The 16,869-nt window shown below is 65.8% G+C and carries 16 protein-coding genes and 1 riboswitch; of the genes, 10 read left to right on the top strand and 6 right to left on the bottom strand.

What is annotated here, in order from left to right; genetic code table 11:
* Positions 1-39 precede the first annotated feature (39 nt).
* Positions 40-1,182, bottom strand: a complete 1,143-nt coding sequence (locus tag BX604_RS31315) for an aromatic ring-hydroxylating oxygenase subunit alpha (protein WP_098554674.1) — start codon at positions 1,180-1,182, stop codon at positions 40-42.
* A 296-nt stretch (positions 1,183-1,478) separates the two neighbouring features.
* Between BX604_RS31315 and choX the strand changes: the two genes are divergently transcribed.
* The 3 genes from choX (at position 1,479) to glyA (ending at position 4,318) form a co-directional block, all read left to right on the top strand.
* Positions 1,479-2,426, top strand: a complete 948-nt coding sequence (choX, locus tag BX604_RS31310; RefSeq protein WP_098554673.1) for a choline ABC transporter substrate-binding protein — start codon at positions 1,479-1,481, stop codon at positions 2,424-2,426.
* A gap of 64 nt (positions 2,427-2,490) precedes the next feature.
* Entirely contained in the window at positions 2,491-2,619 is a 129-nt protein-coding gene (locus BX604_RS39830; protein ID WP_257146480.1) for a hypothetical protein, read from the top strand.
* Between the two features lie 451 nt (positions 2,620-3,070).
* Entirely contained in the window at positions 3,071-4,318 is a 1,248-nt protein-coding gene (gene glyA, locus BX604_RS31305; protein ID WP_098555161.1) for a serine hydroxymethyltransferase, read from the top strand.
* Positions 4,319-4,481: 163 nt separating this feature from the next.
* Here the strand turns inward: glyA and BX604_RS31300 are convergent, their stop codons facing one another.
* Positions 4,482-4,871 carry a 2-oxoglutarate dehydrogenase gene (locus tag BX604_RS31300; protein ID WP_244108659.1) on the bottom strand — a complete coding sequence of 130 codons (390 nt, stop codon included), beginning with the start codon at positions 4,869-4,871 and terminating at the stop codon, positions 4,482-4,484.
* A gap of 82 nt (positions 4,872-4,953) precedes the next feature.
* A complete protein-coding gene (locus BX604_RS31295; RefSeq protein WP_098554671.1) occupies positions 4,954-6,801 on the bottom strand; it encodes a S10 family serine carboxypeptidase-like protein in 1,848 nt (615 codons plus the stop codon).
* A 249-nt stretch (positions 6,802-7,050) separates the two neighbouring features.
* Between BX604_RS31295 and BX604_RS38730 the strand changes: the two genes are divergently transcribed.
* Positions 7,051-7,263 carry a hypothetical protein gene (locus BX604_RS38730; protein ID WP_143748156.1) on the top strand — a complete coding sequence of 71 codons (213 nt, stop codon included), beginning with the start codon at positions 7,051-7,053 and terminating at the stop codon, positions 7,261-7,263.
* A 368-nt stretch (positions 7,264-7,631) separates the two neighbouring features.
* On the opposite strand, the gene BX604_RS31290 is transcribed toward BX604_RS38730, so the two are convergent.
* Positions 7,632-9,443: an ExeM/NucH family extracellular endonuclease gene (locus BX604_RS31290; protein ID WP_098554670.1), complete on the bottom strand. Its 1,812-nt coding sequence runs from the start codon at positions 9,441-9,443 to the stop codon at positions 7,632-7,634.
* 283 nt (positions 9,444-9,726) lie between these two features.
* Positions 9,727-9,902: riboswitch (yybP-ykoY riboswitch) on the top strand.
* 82 nt (positions 9,903-9,984) lie between these two features.
* Between BX604_RS31290 and BX604_RS31285 the strand changes: the two genes are divergently transcribed.
* Entirely contained in the window at positions 9,985-10,995 is a 1,011-nt protein-coding gene (locus BX604_RS31285; protein ID WP_098554669.1) for a sodium:calcium antiporter, read from the top strand.
* A 34-nt stretch (positions 10,996-11,029) separates the two neighbouring features.
* On the opposite strand, the gene gstA is transcribed toward BX604_RS31285, so the two are convergent.
* Positions 11,030-11,668 carry a glutathione transferase GstA gene (gstA, locus tag BX604_RS31280; RefSeq protein WP_098554668.1) on the bottom strand — a complete coding sequence of 213 codons (639 nt, stop codon included), beginning with the start codon at positions 11,666-11,668 and terminating at the stop codon, positions 11,030-11,032.
* Between the two features lie 136 nt (positions 11,669-11,804).
* Between gstA and BX604_RS31275 the strand changes: the two genes are divergently transcribed.
* From BX604_RS31275 to BX604_RS31255, 5 genes are all read left to right on the top strand, one after another.
* On the top strand, positions 11,805-12,161 hold the full coding sequence (locus tag BX604_RS31275) for a winged helix-turn-helix transcriptional regulator (protein WP_098554667.1): 357 nt from the start codon (positions 11,805-11,807) through the stop codon (positions 12,159-12,161).
* Positions 12,162-12,183: 22 nt separating this feature from the next.
* A complete protein-coding gene (locus BX604_RS31270; protein WP_098554666.1) occupies positions 12,184-12,552 on the top strand; it encodes a hypothetical protein in 369 nt (122 codons plus the stop codon).
* Positions 12,553-12,588: 36 nt separating this feature from the next.
* Entirely contained in the window at positions 12,589-13,446 is an 858-nt protein-coding gene (locus BX604_RS31265) for an XAC2610-related protein (protein ID WP_098554665.1), read from the top strand.
* 54 nt (positions 13,447-13,500) lie between these two features.
* A complete protein-coding gene (locus BX604_RS31260; RefSeq protein ID WP_098554664.1) occupies positions 13,501-14,088 on the top strand; it encodes a hypothetical protein in 588 nt (195 codons plus the stop codon).
* A gap of 199 nt (positions 14,089-14,287) precedes the next feature.
* A complete protein-coding gene (locus BX604_RS31255; protein WP_098554663.1) occupies positions 14,288-15,673 on the top strand; it encodes an MFS transporter in 1,386 nt (461 codons plus the stop codon).
* 54 nt (positions 15,674-15,727) lie between these two features.
* Here BX604_RS31255 and BX604_RS31250 read toward each other — a convergent pair whose 3' ends face one another.
* Positions 15,728-16,804, bottom strand: a complete 1,077-nt coding sequence (locus BX604_RS31250) for a C45 family autoproteolytic acyltransferase/hydolase (RefSeq protein ID WP_098554662.1) — start codon at positions 16,802-16,804, stop codon at positions 15,728-15,730.
* Between the last annotated feature and the right edge of the window lie 65 nt (positions 16,805-16,869).

The raw sequence follows: 16,869 nt of genomic DNA, 5'->3' as shown, positions 1-16,869 counted from the left end.
GATGGTTGAAGCTGCGGATGCGGCTGTGCGACGGGCGCGTCACTTCAGCACGGTCTGGTACGCCTGCAGCACCAGCCCGTGAAAGTGATGCAGCGCGTGTTCGCTCATCCCCGATTGCTGCGGATCGCTGACGATCCGGCCGCTTTCGAATGCCGGCGTCGACATGCCGCGCTGCACGCTCTCGACGAGATCGATGTCCTCCTGCTGGAGCACGTCGCGGATGTAGTTGATCGCTTCGATTTCCTGCGGCGTGGGCTCCGCCGACGCGAAGTAGAAGTCGTAGGTCTCGATCGTGCGGTCGGGCGCCACCGGGATGATGTTCAGCACCAGGAAGTTGGCGCGCCCCGGATAGCGCAGCAGGCACGTATTCGGCCAGACCCACCAGACGGCGTGGTCGTCGCACGTCGCGCCCTCGACGCTGTAGGCCGTGTTGCCGGCATTGCCGCCCTTGGCCATGTGGCTCGAGTAGATGCCGTGCGTCGTGACCTTGTACGTATCGAACTGCAGCAGGCTGACGAAATCCTTGTGCGCCGTCGGGCAGTGATAGCACTCGAGGAAGTTGTCGACCACGTTCTTCCAGTTCGACTTGATGTCGAACTGCAGCCGGCGCGCGAACGTCAGCTCGCCGACGTCCGGCGCGAACCGTTCGATCTCCGCCTGCAGGTCGCCGCCTTGCGACGCGAGCGACGCGGCATGCGGGTCCATGTTGACGTAGACGAAGCCGCAGAATTCCTCGACCTGCACCTGCGACAGGCAGATCTCTTCCTTCCGGAAGTCGACGAGCGTTTCCGTCATCGGCGCGTTCCGGAGCCCGCCGTCGAGGTTGTAGCTCCAGGCGTGGTACGGGCACGTAATCACCCGCGCCTTGCCTTCGCCGGAAAGCAGGTGATGCGCGCGGTGCTTGCAGACGTTGTAGAACGCACGCAACTGTCCGCTCCGGTCGCGCACGATCGCGATGCTTCTGCCCGCGACATCGGCGACGAAGTACGCACCGGGCTCGCGGACCTTCTCGACGTGGCACACCCACTGCCAGCTGCGCTGGAAGACGGACGCCATTTCCACATCGAAGTACTTCCGATCCGTATAGCACCTGGCATTGAGGGTGGACGATGCGGCGACGTCGTGCATCCTGAACCCGTGGCCGGCGAGGTCGATATCCGTTTGCGCAAGGCATTCGCTCATGACGCGCTCCTGAAGGGTTGAACTAGGGATTCAAGCGGGAGAAATCTGCTCTGATGCGAAATCTACGCATCGGTGCATGACGTCGCAAACGATGAAATAAAAGCCAAATGGGCCGAAAAAACTGGGGCAAGCGAGCGCGGCCCCGCGACGCCTGCACGGGTGTCCGGATCCGCTATCTCGATGTCGCTTTTGGACGAATGCGGCGCAATTCGGCTCGCTAGCATCGGGGCATGCATCGACTGCGCGATCCGCACGACGCGGTCGCTTCTCGACAACACACGAACAGGGGTTCACGCATGAGGCTCAAGAACGTCTACGCGTCCGGGATGCTGGCGCTTGCCTGTACGCTGCCCGCCGTCGCATCGGCCCGCGACGACGCGACGTGCCGCGACGTCAGGCTGTCGAACATCGGCTGGACCGACATCACGGTAACCACGGCCGTCGCGTCGCTGCTGTTCGAGAGTCTCGGCTACCGGCCGGCCACGACGATCTCGTCGGTGCCGATTTCGTTCGCCGGGCTGAAGAGCAAGCAGATCGACATCTCGCTCGGATACTGGTGGCCGATCCAGGAAAAGCAGATCCAGCCGTTCCTCGACGCGCATGCGTTCGTGAAGCTCGAGCCGCCGAATCTGTCCGGCGCGAAGGAGACGCTCGCCACCGTCGACTATGCGTACCAGGGCGGGCTCCGGTCGTTCGACGACATCGCGAAGCACCGGACCGAGCTCGACGGCCGCATCTACGGCATCGAACCGGGCAGCAGCGCGAACGCGACGATCCAGAAGATGATCGATACGAACCAGTACGGGCTGCGCGGTTTCAAGCTGGTCGAATCGAGCGAGGCCGGCATGCTGGTGACGGTTCAGCGCGCGGTGCGCGAGAAGAAATGGGTGGTCTTCATCGGCTGGGCGCCGCATCCGATGAACATCCAGGTGCCGATCCAGTATCTCGCCGGCGGCGACGCGTCGTTCGGCCCGAACTACGGGGAAGCGCGCGTCTATACGCTGACCGCGACCGGGTATGCGCAGCGTTGCCCGAACGCCGGACGGCTCGTATCGAACCTGCGCTTCACGACCGAGATGGAAAACCGGATGATGCTGGCCGTCGTGAACGGCGCCAAACCCGCCGACGCGGCAAGGGACTACCTGCGCCAGCATCCGGACACGCTCGACGGCTGGCTGCGCGGCGTGACGAGCTTCGACGGCGGCAATGGGCCGGCAGCGGCGAAGGCCGCGCTCGGGCTGTAGTCGCGGGTTCGGGCGCGGCCCGGTTCAGGCAAGGTGCCCACGCGGCACCGTTCAGGAGCAACGCATGTTGGCAAAATGGAAAGCGTTACTTCCGCGGCTGCCCGGAATCGCCATCGACCTCGCATCGCTGCTGGCGAGACATCCACTGGAACGCTGGCTGGCGCAGGCGAACGAACGGCGCGACACGCGCTGAACCGGGCCGCCCTGCCGTTCCACGCGCCCGGCCGACGGCGGCCGGGCGGCCCCCTTGCGTCTGACGAATCCAGCTTCGCCGGCGCCGCGCATCACTGCGCCGGAATCGGTTCCTTGACCGCATGACCCGCTCGGGCGCGCGGTGCCCGCCAGCCGCGCCCCCTCGCCGATCCGGTCTGTCGCCCAAATCCCGCACCCGCGACCGCCGCATCCCCCTCGCCCATTCCACACCCGCTGGTGCCGACGGCGTTCTACCGATTTGTCGCAATCGTTCTTGCGCAAACCGGGCCGCTCTTTTCAAATATGACGCCGGGAGACAGATCGCCGCCGTCGTCCGCCGGGCCGCCGCGATGCCGCATCCGGCCCCGCTGAATCCCTTGCAAGACAAGATTCCCCCGCCATGACGGACGCCGTCCGGCATGGCATTTCTCAATCTGCCATTGGAATACGACATGTTCAACCGCTCCACCAGCACCGTCGAAAATGTGGATCCCGAACTCTTTGCAGCGATCGAGCAGGAAAACCGCCGCCAGGAAGATCACATCGAGCTGATCGCGTCGGAAAACTACACGAGCCCGGCCGTGATGGCCGCTCAGGGTTCGCAGCTCACGAACAAGTACGCGGAAGGTTATCCGGGCAAGCGCTACTACGGCGGCTGCGAGTACGTCGACGTCGTCGAGCAGCTCGCGATCGACCGCGTGAAGCAACTGTTCGGCGCGGAAGCCGCGAACGTGCAGCCGAATTCGGGTTCGCAGGCGAACCAGGGCGTGTTCTTCGCGATGCTGAAGCCGGGCGACACGATCATGGGGCTGAGCCTCGCGCACGGCGGTCACCTGACGCACGGTTCGCCGGTGAACATGTCGGGCAAGTGGTTCAACGTCGTCAGCTACGGCCTGAACGAGAACGAAGACATCGACTACGAAGCCGCTGAAAAGCTCGCGCACGAACACAAGCCGAAGCTGATCGTCGCGGGCGCATCGGCATTCGCGCTGAAGATCGACTTCGAGCGTCTGTCGAAGATCGCAAAGGCGGTCGGCGCCTACCTGATGGTCGACATGGCGCACTACGCCGGCCTGATCGCAGCGGGCGTGTACCCGAACCCGGTGCCGCACGCAGACTTCGTGACGACCACCACGCACAAGAGCCTGCGCGGCCCGCGCGGCGGCGTGATCCTGATGAAGTCCGAGTATGAGAAGCCGATCAACTCGGCGATCTTCCCGGGCATCCAGGGCGGCCCGCTGATGCACGTGATCGCGGCGAAGGCCGTGGCGTTCAAGGAAGCGCTGTCGCCGGAGTTCAAGGAATACCAGCAGAAGGTCGTCGAGAACGCACGCGTGCTGGCGGAAACGCTGGTCAAGCGTGGGCTGCGCATCGTGTCGGGCCATACGGAAAGCCACGTGATGCTGGTCGACCTGCGCGCGAAGAACATCACCGGCAAGGCAGCGGAAGCGGCGCTCGGCGCAGCGCACATCACGGTGAACAAGAACGCGATCCCGAACGATCCGGAAAAGCCGTTCGTCACCAGCGGCATCCGTCTGGGCTCGCCGGCCATGACGACGCGCGGCTTCGGCCCGGCGGAAGCCGAGACGGTCGGCAACCTGATCGCCGACGTGCTGGAAGCGCCGGAAGATGCAGCGACGATCGAGCGCGTGCGCACGCTCGTCGCCGAGCTGACCAAGCGGTTCCCGGTCTACGGCTGATCGCGCAACGCGTCACACGCGACGCCCCGCGACCGGCTTCATCCGGTGTCGGGGCGAGCGCATGAAAAACGGGCTGCCGTTCATTCGGCAGCCCGTTTTTTTCATCATCGCGCGGCATCGGGCCGTGCGGTCCGCACACGCCCGACGCCGCACCACGACATCGTCACTCCTGCTGTTCCTGCTGCGCCTGCACCTGCCGCTGCTGGATGAACTGCTTCACATCGCTCATCGTCACGCGACCGGTGTGTTTCGCATCGATCTCGTCGAAGTGCTTCGCGACGAAACCCAGCCCGTTGCTCTGCGCCTGCGCCTTCGTCACCGCCGCGCCATTGCTCAACACCGTATTGCCGCCGAGCCTGGCGTCGACGCGCTGTTGCGCCTGCTGCTGCAATGTCGCGCCGGTCGACGGCAACACCGGCGCCACGCGGGTCGAAGGGAAGAACGGACCGTCGACGCCGTGCCCGCCGTGTGGCAGCTTCACCGGCGCCACCGCCTGCGGCGGTAGTGCGTAGGCGCTGCTCATCACGGCACCGACGACGATCAACGGGGACATACGCCGCATCAATTGGATTAGGGACATGATCGCTCGCATTCAATGGATGAATAGAGGGTTCCTTTGACAAGGAGTCCGTCGTTTACGGTGCCGTTGCCAGCGTCGTCGCGGCCGTCGCGCCCGGAATGCTGCCGGTCGGCGTGCCGGCCGGATTCTCGTCCGGCCACGGCGGCGGCAGCGTGCGCAGCGTCAGCGCGGTCGGAATCCGGCGGCCCTGGTAGAACGTCTTCAGGTCGCGCTTCATCTGCGGACGTGCCACGTCATCCAGATAAATCATATGCCCGCCCTGGAAGAAGTTCACTTGCAGCTTCGGGTTCAGGCCCTTCACCGTCTGCAGCCGCGCGAGTTGCTTCTCCGTGTTGAAGAACGGCGTCGCCAGATCGTGGAAGCCGTTTTCCGCGAGCACATGCAGCTTCGGATTCAGCTGCAGCGCGCCAAGCAGATCGGGGATCGTGTCGGGCATCGGCTGGCCGTCGTGCGAGAAGTCCCACAGGCCGATGATGTTGTCGTTCAACGGCACGTAGGTCGCGTTCGGCGCGGTGTAGCCGAGGTAATCGGGCATCTGCGTCGCGAGCGCGTTCGTGAACGGCTGCGAGATCAGGATGTCCGACGGATCGCCGTCCGTTTGCAGCCGCGGATCGGCGTTCGGCAACGACACGCGTCCGTCGTACCGGCCGATCGTCGTGCCGGGCAGCAGGCTCGTGCCGAACGGATTCGCGTTGAAGTAGCCGCGCAGCGCCTGCAGCGTCATGCCCGACGGCAACGACCACAGCTTCAGCGTCGCATCGCTCGGGAAGACCGGCGTGCCGAGCGCATCCGGAATGCCGAGCTGGCTCAACACCCACGACTGCGAGTACTTCTGCAGCTGGTTGTAGATCAGCGTCGTGACCAGCTCGGTCTGCAGTGCATACAGATCCTGGTTGACCGGCGCCGGCGACACCTGGTTGAAGTACGCCGCGACCGCCGCATAGCCGGGCAGATAGCCGGCCACGGTATCGGTGTCGAGCAGCAACCCTTCGGTCGACTGCGTGATCGCCACCGCTTCCGTTGCGTCCGCGAAGTAATTCAGGATCGACGATTGCAGCACGATCCCCGTCAAATGCACGCCGGCCGATTCGAGCGCCAGTGCGAGCATGTCGGTACGCGGCGTGCCGTACGACTCGCCGTACAGGTAGATCGGCGACGTGTTGCGGCTGTTGACGTTCAGGTAGCGCTGGATGAAGTCGCGCATGATGTTGACGTCCGCATCCGAACCCCAGTACTTCTGGTTCATGTTCGGCGCGACGGCTTCCGACAGCCCGGTTCCGGGCGGGTCGATGAACACGAGGTCGGTCGTGTCGATCAGGCTTTCGGTGTTGTCGACGAGCGGATAGTTCGGCCAGTTGTTGCCGAACAGCGGATCGGGCGTGGCGACGCGCGTCGGCGCGAACGAGCCGAGCCGCAGCCAGATCGACGACGAGCCGGGGCCGCCGTTATAGACGAACGTGACGGGGCGCGGCTTGCCGTTCGTGCTCGGCGCGGTGTACGCGACGTACGACATCGACGCTTCCGCATTGCCGCTCGCATCCTGCGCGGTCAGGTGGCCGGTGGTGGTCGTGTAGTTGACCGTCGTGCCGCCGGACTTCCACTGGTAATGCATCACGGCCGCCTTCTCCGAGACCTGCGCGGCCGTGAGACTGTCGGTCGCATTCATCGAATAGGCGACGGGGTCGACGTAAGGCTGGTTGGCCGCCGGCGTCTGGCCGCCGGCCGCCTGCGCGCTCGCCTGCTGGCTGGCGGTGGTCTGCGCGAGGCTCGACGCGCCGACGGACGACGAATCGTCGCCGCCGCAGCCTGCGAGCACCAGCGTGATGACGGTCAATGCGCCTAGCCCGGCCAGCCGGCCGCGACGTTCGCGGCGGCTGCCGGTACTGCTCCTGTCTGGTTTCATGCCTCTATCCTTGTGTTGGGTCGGATACCGCTTCACACAGGCCGCCATCGCCGGCGCAACGCGCGCAGGCGTACCCGCCACTCGCGTTGCACGGTCGGCAGACGGCGGTTGGGGATGGGACTTCTTCGAGAGACTGAACTTGATACAGAGACAGCAAACTGCTGGCGGAGAATGATGCGTGGACGCCGCCCCCTTGCAGTTCTGACGACTTTTTTATTACCAAAATTTACGACATGACAAAAATAGGCGGTGCTGCGCCGCGTTGTCAAAGATCATTCTGATATTAAAAATTCTCTTATGATGCAAACGGCGGCCAGTGTATTGAATTTGAAAGAAAAACGTTTGTTCGAATTCGATGCGTCATATCCGCCCCATGCGCTGGAATTCACGCACTTTCCCTCATGCCGCGCAATGCTTTTCAGGCCGGTGCGCCGGGTCGGCAGCCGCATCGAATCGAGCTGATTTTTCTTTCATTTTAATTATCTCATTTCGATTAGCCCGGCACGGCGAATAAAATCCATCGCCACCCACAAAATACCGATCCGAATAATTCACCAAATCGAAATACGGAATTATTTACATGCCGTCCGAATAAATCGGCCGTCCGGTCCGGGCGGCATCGAGATGCAATACGCGCGGTATTGCAATGAAGAGGCGATCATTCGTTCCGCGCATTTCGGATTGCGCTCGGGCAATCCTGCGCCGGACACGTGATGCATGGGGAGAGGCGCCGCGCGAGCGGCAGTGCGCGATGCTGCGTCATCGCCACCGCTCGCGCGACGACGTGCGGCTACGCCGCACGCGTGTCTTCGATCGTGTTCGGCCGGCGATCAGTTCCCGCCGCCCGGCAGCGCGATGTCGATCAGCACCGGATCGTGATCCGACGAGCGATAGGCATCCGGCGCGTAGTACGTCTTCTGCTGATCCGCCGACTTGTACGCGAGCGTGTACTGCAGCGCGAGCGGCTCGTCCGCGTTGATGTGCCATTCGTGCACGGCCTTCACGTGCGATGCGAGCGGCAGCGATGCCAGTGCGTGGTCGAGATAGCCGGCTTCACCGTTGTACACGTAGCTGTACGCGTTCTCACCGATCCAGCGCGACACGAGGTTGCGATAGCCGCGCGACTCGAGCAGGCGGATCGGGTCTTCATGCGTGTAGCTGTTGAAGTCGCCGATCATCAGCACGCCCTGCCCCGCGACACCCGTCGGCGTGCCGGCGAGCCAGTCGGCCACCTTCGCCGCCGCGCGCGTGCGCGTCGGGTTCCAGCAGCCCTGGCCGTCGCCCTGGTCGAGATCGTCGTTCGTCGCGTCCGGGCAGTTCTTCGACTTCAGGTGGTTGACCGCGATCGTCAGCGCCTGCTTGCCGCCGATGCGGCGGAACGATTGCGCGAGCGGCTGGCGGTTCTTGTCGTCGATCGCGAGCGTCGACGCGCGGCCGACGGGTTCGACCGCGCGGCTGTCGTAGATCATCGCGACGGTGATCGCATCGCCGCCGAGGCGCGACACGCCCGGATCGACGACGCGCCAGTTGCTGCCGAGCTTCGCCGCGAGCTGACGCACCGCGCTCAGTTCGCCGTAGCCGTTGTTCTGGATTTCCATCAGGCCGATCACGTCGGCGTTCAGAGCCTTCAGCGCGCTGACGATCTTCGCTTCCTGACGCTGGAATTCTTCGTAGTTCTTCGCACCGCGGTTGTTCGGATCGTCGAAGCCGCCGCCGACGCCGTTACCGTTGAAGTAGTTCAGCACGTTGAACGACGCGACGCGCAGGTTCGATTTCGGATCGCGCGCGGGCGCATTGGTGCGCGGGTTCTCGCGCTTGTCGAACGCCGGCACGGCCGCGCCGGGCAGCGGCTGCACGCGCCACGCGCCGTAGCGCACCTCGAGCACGCCTTCGACGTTGCGCACGGTGTAGCCCGAGCGCAGCGTGTTCGCGGCGGACAGCTCCGGCGCCGGATACGGCACGGTGCCCGGGTTCTGCTTGTTCGAGCCGTCGTCGAGGATCAGCCGGTTGCGCGCGTTCGCATCAATCTGCGTCTGCGCCTGCGACGGCAGCACCACGCTCGTCGGCGTGCGCAGGCGGCCGTTGCTGAGCATCACGCTGCCGTAGCGGCCGAGCTCGTAGTTGTCGGTGACGGTCAGCGTCTGCGGCAGGCGCACGCGCATCCCTTCATACGCGGCGAACGCGTTCGCGTTGTCGACCGGCAGCGTGAGCGTCGCGGGCGTGACCGTCTGGCCGTTCGCGCACACCGCGATCGCACCGGCCAGCGTGAGCTGCGTCTGCCCGTACTTTTCCTCGACCTTGCCCGTCACGTGCACGAGATCGCCGGCCTGCGCGCGCGCCTTCGGCGCATAGACGAACAGCCCTTCCGATACGCCCGGCTGGTTGCGGCGCTGCGCGTCGGCTTGCTGGACGAAGAAGCCGCCGAAGCCGTCCGTGCCGCCGAAATCGGCGGTGACGACCGCTTCGATCGACACGTTCTGGCCGGCGAGCGGCGACGGCGCGCCCGGCCCCTGGATGTCGGCGATCGGCGTCGTGCTGCCGCCGCAGTTCGGGCTGACGGGCGCGGCCGTGGCCGCGAATACCGGTGCGGCGAGCGTGGGTAGCAGCAATAGCGGGGCAAACAGGCGGATTGTCGAGCGCATGACGGGAAATCCCGGTTGTGAGGGTGGCGAAAGCTTAGCGGCGCTTAATGACAGTTTCCGGTAATGATCGGACAGTCCGATGTAATTTTCGCGATGCTTGCCGAACGCAGGTGTGCCCGCCGCGCCGGGCACGCCGCAGCGGCCTGTGCGGGTGGCGGCCGTCGTGTGGCGCGTCGTCCCGGCGCCCCGCGCGAAGGGGGATATGCATCGCGGGGGCGGCTGTCGCGCCGGATCCGCGGCCGCCTCTGCATGCTTGCCGAAAGCATTCGGCTCGGCTAGACTGCCATTCGTCTTTGGGGAGTAGCCTGCTTTCCATCCCCGGAAAGCGAACGCGTCAACACACTCGGCCTGCGGCCGTGGCGCGTTCGGCCGAATCGGTCTGGCGAGACCATCGACGCATCACGTCGTTCCTGGTCGGACGTCGGCAGATGCGTCATGGTTCGTCTACGTCCGGCCCCGGAGTTCCCATGTTCGTCCCGCCCTTCCCCTCCCGTTTCCGTTTCGCTGCCGCTGCCCGCACGCCTGCCTGCGGAGGTGCCGCATGACGTTGATGCTCGTCGAACTGGCGTTCATGCTGATCGTCATCCTCGTTGCCGCCGAACTCTTCACCAATGCACTCGAACATCTCGGCGAACGGCTGAAGATTTCGGAAGGCGTGACGGGGTCGCTGTTCGCGGCCGTCGGCACCGCGCTGCCCGAAACGATGGTGCCGCTGCTCGCGCTCGCGGGCGGCACGTCGAATGCCGCCGTGAACGAGGAGATCGGCGTCGGCGCGATTCTCGGCGCGCCGCTGATGCTCGCGACGCTCACCACGTTCCTGATGGCGTGCGCCGTGATCCGTTCGCGCGGGCCGGGCGGCGCGATCGCGCCCGAACGCAGCGGCTTCGTGCGCGACCTGAACTGCTTCATAGCCGCATTCGCGCTCGCCACCGCCGCGATGTTCGTCCCGCATCACGTGTGGGCGGTGCGCGCGCTGCTCGCCGCGATGCTGGTCGGCATCTACGTGCTGTACGTCGTGATGACGTTCCGCGCGTCGACCCGGCTCGTCGACGCCGGACACGGCACCGAAGCGCCGCACGCGATGTTCCTGTCGCGCATCGGGCTGCCGACCAACCTGGCGACCATCGCGCTGCAGCTCGCGCTCGGCGTCGCACTGCTGGTCGGCGGCGCGAAGGGCTTCATTCACGGCGTCGAAGGCGTGTCGCACCTGCTCGGCATCTCGGCGCTGCTGCTGTCGCTGATCATCGTGCCGATCGCGACCGAATTGCCGGAGAAGGTCAACAGCGTGCTGTGGATCCGCCGCGGCAAGGACACGCTCGCGTTCGGCAACATCACCGGCGCGATGGTGTTCCAGGGCACGCTGCTGCCGGCAATCGGCATCATGCTGACGCCGTGGGAGCCGCGCCCCGAGGTGCTGACCGGCGTGATCGTCACGCTCGCGGCGGCGGCCTGGCTGCGCGTCAACGTGCGCGCACGCGGGCTCGCGATCGGGGCGTTGCTGGTGAACGGCGTCGGCTATGCCGGCTATCTGTTCGTGACGCTGACACGCTGAATGCGCGGCATTGCGCCGGGCGGGTCCGGAAGCATCACGACGCGTTCGGCCGCGCGTCGGCCTGCAGCACGTGCTGCACGGCCGGCCGTGCCCGCACCCGCTCGTACCACGCGCGCAGGTTCGCATGCCGGCTCAGGTCGAGGTCCGCGTTGTACACCGAGCGCATCCAGTCGGCCTTGCCCCAGCCCGTCAGCGCGAACAGATACGCATCGGCGATCGTGAAGGTCTCGCCCGTCAGGTACGGATTGCCGTCGAGCTGCCGGTCGATCCACGCGAAGCGGCCGTCGAGCTTTTGCCGCACCGGCTCGACATATTTCCCGGCCTGCACCGCATACAGCAGCGGAATGAAACCCTTGTGGATTTCGGTGCCGAGGAAGTTCAGCCATTCCATCAGCCGGTAGCGGGCGAGCGTGCCGTATTCCGGTGCAAGCCCCGCTTCCGGCCGTCGATCCGCGAGATACTGCGCGATCACCGGGCCTTCGCGCAGCATCGTGCCGTCGTCGAGTTCGAGCAGCGGCACGTAGCCGAGTTCGGTCACGTCGTAATAGTTGCGGCCGTCCTCGACCCGATGCTTGCGCGCGTCGACTACGACGATTTCCGCGTCGAGGCCTGCTTCGCGCAGCACGATGCAGATCGCCTGCGAACAGCTGCCGGGAGCGTGGTAGAGCTTCATGCGTTTCCTTGGTGGGTGGGTTCGTATCTCGATTCGCCGCGACGCGGGCGCTAATATCTCGCATCGCCGCAGCGATGAGAAGACGGCAGTCGTTTGTGCCGTAGTCACAAAAAAGTTACCGGGCAGGATCCGCAAGATGAAAACGAGTGCGACAGGATGTTCCGTGGAAGAAGCGATGCGCATGCTCGGCGGTCGCTGGCGGCTGCTGCTCGTGTCGTACCTGCTCGACGGGCCGAAGCGCTTCAGCGACCTGCGCCGCGACATGCCGGGCATCTCGCAGCGGATGCTGACGCTCGATCTGCGCGCGCTCGAAGACGCCGGCTTCGTGCGGCGCACCGTGTATCCGGAAGTGCCGGTGCGCGTCGAGTACGATCTCACCGCGGACGGCGACCGGCTGCGGCCCGTCGTCGAAGTCATGCGCGCATTCGGGCTGTGGCTGAAGGCGCGCGATGCGCAATGCGAGGCCGACGCGGAAACCGCCCTGCCCCGATAACCCCCACATCAAGAGAACCATCATGGAACTACACGCCACCGTCGGCGCGGCCACCTCCGACATCGACGACGACGAAAGCTGCGCGAACATCTATTGCCACGACGCGCAGCAAGACTATTGCTTCTCGCTGCTGCGCTTTCCGGAGGAAGCGTCGATCGAGGTGATGGTGCACGACCAGCTCACCGCGCACGTGAAGGATCTGACGGTCCGCCTGACGGGCGACACGATCAAAGTCGAGCTCGATGAACGCACCGCCGCGCGGCTGGACGGCCATACGCATTACGTGATCCATCTCGCGCCCGGCGAACACGATCCCGTCCTGCTGCGTGCCGCGCTGAAGGAAATCTTCGACGGCAAGAGCGGCTATCGCGACGACAGCGCAAGCGCGTAAGCCGGCCATGTCACGCCAAGCGTCAGAACACCGCTCATGACACGCCCCTCGCGATTCCAACCACTGCTCCGTCGCTGCGCGCTGCTGATCGCGTGCTGCGCGTCGATTGCCGCCGCGCACGCGGCCAAACCGCTGCTCACGTTCAAGGTCGACGACACCGTCACGGCCCGCGTCGAACGCGCGGACGGCACGCGCGTCACGATCCGCTTCCTGCCGAGCGGGAAAACGCAGACGCTCGACGTCGGCGTCACCGACGAGGAAGGTCATTACCGGCTCGCGTCGGACGACTACAACTTCGACGGCCACCGCGATCTCGCCGCGCACGCGCTGCTCGGGATGGTCAACGAGAGCTACGGCATCTTTCTGTACGACGCCGCACGCCAGCAGTTCGAGCCGCTGAAAATGCCGGCAGCCGACATGCCGCACGGCAACTGCGACGAGCTGATCAACGTGCAGGCGAAACCGAAGGAGCGCACGCTGTACAGTTCGTGCCGCGGCGGCCCGATCTGGTACACCGATGCGTATCGTTTCGACGGCAACGGCCGGATGTATCTCTATCAGGCAAGCGAAGCGATTCCCGACGATCTTCGCGACCTGCTCGACGGCGACGCGGGCCCGTCGTCGATGCTGCTGACCTACGACGAGCACGGCAAGCGCGTCTCACGCCGCCCCGATGCGTACGGCGGCGGCAAGGTCACGTTCAAGGTGCGCGCGGCCCGCCTGCCGCTGCACGATGCGATGAACGATGCGCCGACGCGCCGCTATGTCGTCGCAGGCGATACGCTGGAACTGGTCGATGCGAGTGCCGATTTCCAGTGGCTGAAGGTGCTGTACCGCAATCCGCGCGGCGGCACGACGCAGGGATGGGTCGCGGCGAAAGAAGCGACCCGCTAGTTTTACGGGCAGGTCCGGACAAGCGCCATCGCCGAAGGTAGTCAGGAATCTTTCATGTCGGTCACATCTTCGCTCACGACGTGGTGCGTCTGCGCCGCCGCCCTCGCAATTGCCGCGAGCGCGTTCGCCGACACCGACGCGCCTGCGTCGGTCCGGCTATCCAACGGGCACGCACTGCAACAGGACGGAAAACGCCTGGTGGAGGTCGACGCCGCGCATCGCCGCACGACCACCGTGCGCTTGCCAATAGCACTGCGTCGGGCCGTCGCGTCGGCGTCGAGCATCGGCTTCCCGTCGGCAAGCTCGAAAGTCATCGACGGCAAGGAGTTCGTCCTGGTCCTCGTCAATCAATCGTCGAGCGACAACCCGATGGGTTACTGCGGCGCCGGCGAGGAAGGTACGCTGTACGCACTTCAGGTCAGCGGGAACGTCGCGACCTCGCGCTATGCGATGCCGGTGCAAAGCTGCCTGAACGACATATCACTCGACACCGGCGTGAACAACCGGTCGCCGTACGGCGCGATCGAGTGGCTCGACGATCCGCCGGGCTTCAGAATCGCGTGGACCTACATCGGCCACGCGGGCCCCGCGACGCGTGAATATCGCTACGACGGCACCACGTTCGTCGAACGCGGCAAATAGCGCACGGCAGTCCGGACGGCAAAATCCCGCACGTTCACGCGGCTTTCCCACATATTGAGCGCGAAGCGTCCCATTAATAGGGATGCCTGTTCAAATGTTGACGCACGTCGCTCCACGGCTCTAACGTTCGCCCCAATGCCATTGGACACGGCCGCCCCGCCACGCGGGTGCAGGCCGGCACAGAACACAGGAGACAACCGTGGCCCAATCCGCGTCACGCACCCACGCCAACCCGCCGGAGCAGCCGCGCACACGCGGCGACACCGCACCCGATACCGCCGCCCGCGCGGCCGCCGCCTTTACCGCGCCGCCGAGCCGCAAGCGCCTGCTGATCCTGATCCTGCTGTTCGTCACGGTCGTGATCAACTATCTCGACCGCAGCAACCTGTCGATCGCCGCTCCCGCGCTGTTCAAGGAACTGAACATCGACCCGGTTCGCGCGGGCCTCGTGTTCTCCGCGTTCGGCTGGACCTATGCATTGATGCAGATTCCCGGCGGCTGGCTCGTCGACAAGGTATCGCCGCGCGTGCTGTATGCCGGCGCGCTCGCGCTGTGGTCGGCCGCGACGCTGCTGCTCGGCTTCGCCGGTTCGTTCGTCGGGCTGATCGTGTTGCGTCTCGCGGTGGGCGCGCTCGAAGCGCCGGCCTACCCGATCAACAACCGCGTGGTGACGACGTGGTTCCCGACCCGCGAGCGCGCCAGCGCGATCGGCGGCTATACGTCCGGGCAGTTCGTCGGCCTCGCGTTCCTCACGCCCGTGCTCGCGTGGCTGCAGGTGCATCTCGGCTGGCACATGGTGTTCGTCGCGACGGGCGTCGCGGGCATCGCGTGGGCCGCGATCTGGTATGCGGTGTATCGCGAGCCGCGTGCGTTCCCCGGCGTCAACGCGGCCGAGATCGCACTGATCCGCGACGGCGGCGGCCTCGTCGATCTGGAAGACCGCATCGCCGCGCGCAGCGAACGCACGCCGTCGACGTGGCGCGACCTCGGCGTCGTGCTCGGCCGGCGCAAGCTGTGGGGCATCTATCTCGGGCAGTTCGCGCTGAACTCGACGCTGTGGTTCTTCCTCACGTGGTTCCCGACCTACCTCGTCAAGTACCGCGGGATGGACTTCATCAAGTCGGGCTTTCTCGCGTCGCTGCCGTTTCTCGCCGCATTCGTCGGCGTGCTGTGCTCGGGCCTGCTGTCGGACTGGCTGATGCGTCGCGGCGCGTCGCAGGGCTTCGCGCGCAAGCTGCCGATCATCTCGGGGCTGCTGATCTCGACCTGCATCATCGGCGCGAACTTCGTGAGCTCGACCGGCTGGGTGATCGCGTTCATGACGATCGCATTCTTCGGCAACGGCTTCGCGTCGATCACGTGGTCGCTCGTGTCGGGGCTCGCGCCCGCGCGGCTGCTCGGCCTCACGGGCGGCATGTTCAACCTGATCGGCAACCTGTCGGCGATCGCGACGCCGATCGTGATCGGGCTGCTCGTCGACGGCGCCGACTTCTCGCGCGCGATCACCTACATCGCCGCGATGGCGCTCGCCGGCAGCCTGTCGTACGGGCTGCTGGTCGGCAAGGTCGAGCGCATCGACGCCTGAGTGCAACGCGGTGCGGCACGCGCGTGCCGCACCGCATTCCCCGCCCGCCGCGGATCAGAACCGCAGGAACCCGTCGCGCGCGAGGTCGTGCGGATTGCCCGCCACGTAGTCGAGCGCGCATGCGTCGGTGTCGATGCCGACCGTCAGCAGCGTTTCCCAGCGCTCGGTGTCGGGCATCGACAGGTCCGGATGGAAGCACACCACCGCCTGGTCGCCGGCCGCGCCGCACATCGCCGCCGCACGCTCGCGCACGTCGGCGCTCGTCATTCCCGTCACGACATCGTTCAGGTGCGCGAAACGCTCGCGCGTCGTGGAGCTGTCCGGCATGCATTCGCCGCCGCTCAACGCACGATCGAGAAAGTGGTTCGTATGCAGCAGCCAGCCGTCCGGACGCGGCACGACCACACCGACGCCCGACGGGCTCAGCTCGATGCTCGCCGCGCGCGGATGCCCGTCCTGTCGCGTGAATACCGTCAGCACCGTCGACGCGCTCACGCGCGCGCTGCGCGCGAGGTCGATCGCGTCCTGCACCGTCGTCGCTTCTTCGAGCATGCGCCGCGCGATCGCGTGCACCGGCACGCCCGCACTGTCGTTGTCGCTCGCGTGGTGCAGGATGTTGAAGTGCAGCCCCAGCCCCGCGCTGTTCACGCCGAGCTTCGCGAGCATCCCGAATTCGGAGAACAGCTTCACAGCGCGGCCGTGCCGCGTGCCGAACTGCATCAGCAGGCCTTGCGGCGCGAGGCTGTCGTGCCAGTCCCACGTCTGCAGCGTGCGCGGCGCGTCGGGGCCGGCCGGTGCGTAGACGGTCGTCGAGCATTCGCCTTCGGCCGATGCGGGCGCCGTGGCGAGAATCTCGGTGCGTGCGTTCAGGCACGCGAGCTGCCAGCGCGGCAGGTCGACACCATCCGCGATCGCATCGACCTCGTCGGCCAGTGCCGGGCACCATGCCCCAAGCGACGCGAGGCTCGCCTCGCCGATCTCCCGCGCGCGCTGCGGCTCGATGCCGAGCTTCGGGAAGAATGCGAGGTAGCGCGCGACCGTCTCGCGAATCTCCGGCGCGAAACGCTCGCCGATACGGCGGCCGCGCTCGCGCGGATCGGTGAGGTCGGTCGCGAAAGTGTGCAGCTTCAAGATGAATTCTCCTGGATTGAATAGGGTCCGGGCGCATCCGGCCCGGACCGGGTTGTCTCGCGCGG

The sequence above is a fragment of the Burkholderia sp. JKS000303 genome, assembly GCF_002563755.1.
GTDB classification, from domain to species: domain Bacteria; phylum Pseudomonadota; class Gammaproteobacteria; order Burkholderiales; family Burkholderiaceae; genus Burkholderia; species Burkholderia anthina_B.
The sequence above is the reverse complement of the archived record's forward strand: the minus strand, read 5'-3'. Positions and strand labels throughout refer to the sequence as shown.

Bases quoted from the DNA above. Each gene is read 5' to 3' on its own strand.
- BX604_RS31315 (WP_098554674.1), bottom strand. From the start codon at position 1,182: ATGAGCGAATGCCTTGCGCAAACGGATATCGACCTCGCCGGCCACGGG.
- choX (WP_098554673.1), top strand. From the start codon at position 1,479: ATGAGGCTCAAGAACGTCTACGCGTCCGGGATGCTGGCGCTTGCCTGT.
- BX604_RS39830 (WP_257146480.1), top strand. From the start codon at position 2,491: ATGTTGGCAAAATGGAAAGCGTTACTTCCGCGGCTGCCCGGAATCGCC.
- glyA (WP_098555161.1), top strand. From the start codon at position 3,071: ATGTTCAACCGCTCCACCAGCACCGTCGAAAATGTGGATCCCGAACTC.
- BX604_RS31300 (WP_244108659.1), bottom strand. From the start codon at position 4,871: ATGTCCCCGTTGATCGTCGTCGGTGCCGTGATGAGCAGCGCCTACGCA.
- BX604_RS31295 (WP_098554671.1), bottom strand. From the start codon at position 6,801: ATGAAACCAGACAGGAGCAGTACCGGCAGCCGCCGCGAACGTCGCGGC.
- BX604_RS31290 (WP_098554670.1), bottom strand. From the start codon at position 9,443: ATGCGCTCGACAATCCGCCTGTTTGCCCCGCTATTGCTGCTACCCACG.
- BX604_RS31285 (WP_098554669.1), top strand. From the start codon at position 9,985: ATGACGTTGATGCTCGTCGAACTGGCGTTCATGCTGATCGTCATCCTC.
- gstA (WP_098554668.1), bottom strand. From the start codon at position 11,668: ATGAAGCTCTACCACGCTCCCGGCAGCTGTTCGCAGGCGATCTGCATC.
- BX604_RS31275 (WP_098554667.1), top strand. From the start codon at position 11,805: ATGAAAACGAGTGCGACAGGATGTTCCGTGGAAGAAGCGATGCGCATG.
- BX604_RS31270 (WP_098554666.1), top strand. From the start codon at position 12,184: ATGGAACTACACGCCACCGTCGGCGCGGCCACCTCCGACATCGACGAC.
- BX604_RS31265 (WP_098554665.1), top strand. From the start codon at position 12,589: ATGACACGCCCCTCGCGATTCCAACCACTGCTCCGTCGCTGCGCGCTG.
- BX604_RS31260 (WP_098554664.1), top strand. From the start codon at position 13,501: ATGTCGGTCACATCTTCGCTCACGACGTGGTGCGTCTGCGCCGCCGCC.